Source organism: Bradyrhizobium sp. (assembly GCF_035309285.1).
Classification (GTDB): domain Bacteria; phylum Pseudomonadota; class Alphaproteobacteria; order Rhizobiales; family Xanthobacteraceae; genus Bradyrhizobium.
In genome coordinates this window covers 1-3800 of the sequence record NZ_DATGFH010000022.1, presented here as the reverse complement: position 1 = coordinate 3800, position 3800 = coordinate 1, and the positions used below count along the sequence as shown (strand labels likewise).

Sequence of the window (3800 nt, the reverse complement as noted above, 5' to 3'; positions counted from 1 at the left end):
TGACCTGGCGTGGCTTTACCGGCTGCGCCGGATGGGTCCAGTCGTCGATCGGCACGGAGACGAAGGTCGGGCCGCAAGGCGGCTGCATCGCGGTGTAATAGGCCCGCGCAATCGCGGCCGGCACGTCCTCAGGCCTTGCCGGCTCGACCGCAAACTTCACATAAGGCCGCGGAAATTCAGATGCGCGCTCGGCAAACAGGAAAGGCTGCAAGGGCAGGATCGAGCGCGCCTGCTGGCCCGCGGTGATCACGAGCGGGGTCTGGTTACGAAAGGCCGTGAAGACGTTGCCGAGCGCATGTCCGACGCCGGCCGCCGAATGCAGGTTGACGAAGCCGGCGTTGCGGGTGGCTTGCGCATAGCCGTCGGCCATGCCGATCACGGAAGCTTCCTGCAAACCCAGCACATAGTCGATGTCGCCGGGCCAGTCGCTCAGGAAGGGCAGCTCGGTCGAGCCGGGATTGCCGAAGACTTTTTTGATGCCGAACGCGCGCAACAGGTCGAAGGTCGCCTGCTTGACGGTGATCGTGCTCACCACGTCGCGGTGCCTTTCATGCTCGGCTGTCCTTCGGAATTGGCGGTCCAGGTTTCCAGGCCGGCCGCGGTCTCGTTGGCATTGACGGAGAAATTGCCCTCGAACAATGGCTGCACACCGCGATAGGAAAACTTCTTCGGCACCAGGCCGCGCAGTTTTGCGGCGAATTCGATCTGCAACGCCGCCTGCATCGGCCCGTGGAAGATCAACCCGGGATAGCCCTCGACCTTGGTGACGTAATCGCGGTCGTAATGGATGCGATGGCCGTTGAAGGTCAGCGCCGAGTAGCGGAACAGCAGCACGGGATCCGACACATGGCTCTCGCGATGTTTCGCGACCGGCGGCGGAGGCGGAGCCTTCGCTGCCGCAGCCGGCGCGCCGCCCAAGGAACGATCCATGTCGCGATAGACGATGTCCTGGCGTTCGCGAATCGCAACGCCACGCGGTGTCGTCACCACATGCTCGACCGCGACAAAGCAGAGCGTGCCGGTCGAGCCGCTCTTCACTGTGACGTCGGCGATCCGTGAGGTGCGTTTGGCTTCGTCGCCGACACGAAGCGGATCGAGAAACTCCAGTTCGCCGCCGGCCCACATTCGGCGCGGCAGCGGCACCGGCGGCAGGAAGCCGCCGCGGGTGGGATGCCCGTCGGGCCCCAGCATCGACATTGGAAACACCGGTTGCGCCAGGCACCAGTGGACCGTGAACGGCGCGGCGTCACCTGTCTTCGGCTCGCCGACCTCCTGGAACAGCGTAGCGCGCAGCCCCTTGACGAGCTGCGCGGTGACGATGTCGGACGCCTCCTGGGAGCGGCCAATCCACTGCTGCAGATGATCGAGGTCGAGCTTCTCGGTCATGACGACTTCCGCACCTTCGACTCCGGCATCTCCTCATGCTCTCCGATCGCAGGCACGCGGCCATATTTGCGCGGCTCGCCCACGAAGATTGGCGCCGGCGCGGAATAAGTGACGACCCCCTTCGGGGTGTCGACCTCGATGCGGCGCAGATGCGGATGCACCGTGAGGTCGGCCATGGTGTTGACCTCGGCAAAAGCGATGTCGGCGTGATCGAGGCGCTTCAACAGCTCGTCGCGGCTGAGCGAGCCGAAGATGTCGCTGACGATCTTGTCCGTAAGCGCGCGGTTACGTACACGCTCGAGCACGTTGGCGAGGCGCGGATCATTCGGAAGCTCTGGTTGACCGAGCACCTCTGCGCAGAGTTTCTTCCATTCGCGCTCGCTCTGGATCGAGATCAGAATGTCCTTGCCGTCCCTGGAGCGGAATACGCCGTAGGGCGCGATCGAGGGATGGGCGAGGCCCATCCGCTTCGGGGGATTGCCGGCCTCCGAGTTGAGCAGCGGCACCGCAAGCCAATCGGCCATCACGTCGAACATGGAGATGCGGATGTCGGCGCCCTTGCCGGTGCGTGTCCGCGCAAAGAGCGCTTCCACGATGGACGCATGTGCGGTCGCCCCGGTGGCGATATCGACGATGGATACGCCCACGCGCGAAGGGCCCTCCGGCCCGCCGGTGATCGAGGCAAGGCCGCTATCCGCCTGGACCAGGAGATCATAGGCCTTGCGATGCGCATAGGGGCCCTCGTCGCCGTAGCCGGTGATGGTGCAGCAGATCAGCGCCGGATAATCCTTCTTCAGCCGATCCAGCGAGAAGCCGAGCTTGTCCATCGATCCTGGTTTCAGGTTCTGCAAGAGCACGTCGGCGCCGGCGATCAGCTCCTCGAGATGCGCGCGTCCTTCCCTGGTCGTAAGGTCGACCACGACGGACTGCTTACCGCGGTTGAGCCAGACGAAATAGCTGCTCTGGCCTTTCGCGGCCGCATCGTAGCCGCGGGCGAAATCGCCCTCCGGCCGCTCGATCTTGATAACGGTGGCGCCGGCATCGGCCAGGCGCGACGAGCAGAACGGCGCGGCAACCGCCTGTTCCACGGCAATGACGGTAATTCCCTCAAGCGGCAGCATGATCTTTCTCTTGTTTGCGCATGTCCTTCATCGGCGAACCGGTTCGGGTTTGCCGGGAAAGGCGCGTTTCTCAATAGGAGCGGGGCATGTCCAGCACATGCTCGGCGATGAATGACAGCACCAGATTGGTCGAAATCGGCGCCACCTGGTAGAGCCGCGTCTCGCGGAATTTGCGCTCGACATCGTATTCCTCAGCGAAGCCGAAGCCGCCATGGGTCTGGATGCAGGCGTTGGCCGCGTCCCAGGACGCATCGGCCGCGAGCATCTTGGCCATGTTGGCTTCCGCGCCGCAATCGAGCCCCGCCTCGTATTTGCGGGTCGCTTCCTTCACCATCAGCTCGGCGGCGCGCATCGCGGCGTAGGCCTTCGCGATCGGAAACTGGATACCTTGATTCTGGCCGATCGGCCGGCCGAACACCGCGCGCTCCTTGGCGTAATCGGTTGCTTTGGCGATGAACCATTTGGCGTCGCCGATACACTCCGACGCAATCAGAATGCGCTCCGCATTCATGCCGGAGAGGATGTAGCGAAAGCCCTTGCCTTCCTCGCCGATCAGGTTCTCGGCCGGCACCTTGAGGTCGGTGAAGAAGACCTCGGTGGTGGAGTGGTTCATCATGGTGCGGATCGGGCTGATCGAAAGCCCGTTACCTTTCGCAGCCTTCATGTCCACGATGAACACCGACAGGCCGTCGGTGCGCTTGCTGGCCTGCTCCTTCGGCGTGGTGCGCGCCAACAGGATCATCAGGTCGGAGTATTCGGCGCGGCTGGTCCAGATCTTCTGGCCGTTGACGATATAGCTGTCATTGCCTTCGCGCTTGGCAAAGGTCTTCAGCGACGAGGTGTCGGTGCCGCTGGTGGGCTCGGTGACGCCGAAAGCCTGCAGCCGCAACTCGCCGCTGGCGACCTTCGGCAGCCATTTGGCCTTTTGCGCTTCGCTGCCATGCCGCAGCAACGTGCCCATGGTGTACATCTGGGCGTGGCAGCCGCCGCCGTTGCAGCCGGCGCGCTGGATCTCTTCGAGGATCGCGGCCGCCGCGGAGAGCTTCAGGCCCGCTCCGCCATATTCCTCGGGGATCAGCACCGAGAGGTAACCGGCCTGCGTCAGTGCATCGACGAACGCCTTGGGGTAGGCCATCTCGCGATCGAGCTTGCGCCAATATTCGCCTGGAAATTGCGCGCACAGTTTGGCTACCGCATCGCGGATATCGGCATGTTCGTCTTGATCGGGTGCCGTCATCTTTTCTTCAGCCAAGGCGGAGGCAACAAACGCCCCTCACCCGATTTGCTTACGCA

4 protein-coding genes are annotated in these 3800 nt (G+C 63.7%); all 4 read right to left on the bottom strand.

From position 1 onward, the window contains the following. A partial coding sequence (locus VKR55_RS06120; RefSeq protein WP_324400775.1) for a thiamine pyrophosphate-binding protein occupies positions 1–535 on the bottom strand: 535 nt, incomplete at its 3' end. Continuing rightward, complete coding sequence (locus VKR55_RS06115) at positions 529–1386, bottom strand: HTD2 family dehydratase (protein WP_324400773.1); 858 nt, start codon at positions 1384–1386, stop codon at positions 529–531. The genes VKR55_RS06120 and VKR55_RS06115, both read right to left, overlap by 7 nt. Continuing rightward, the gene (locus tag VKR55_RS06110) at positions 1383–2507 is read right to left on the bottom strand and encodes a CaiB/BaiF CoA transferase family protein (protein WP_324400771.1); all 1125 of its coding nucleotides are present in this window, start codon (positions 2505–2507) and stop codon (positions 1383–1385) included. Before VKR55_RS06110 ends, VKR55_RS06115 begins: the two co-directional genes overlap by 4 nt. A 70-nt stretch (positions 2508–2577) precedes the next feature. Continuing rightward, complete coding sequence (locus tag VKR55_RS06105) at positions 2578–3744, bottom strand: acyl-CoA dehydrogenase family protein (protein ID WP_324400769.1); 1167 nt, start codon at positions 3742–3744, stop codon at positions 2578–2580. Between the last annotated feature and the right edge of the window lie 56 nt (positions 3745–3800).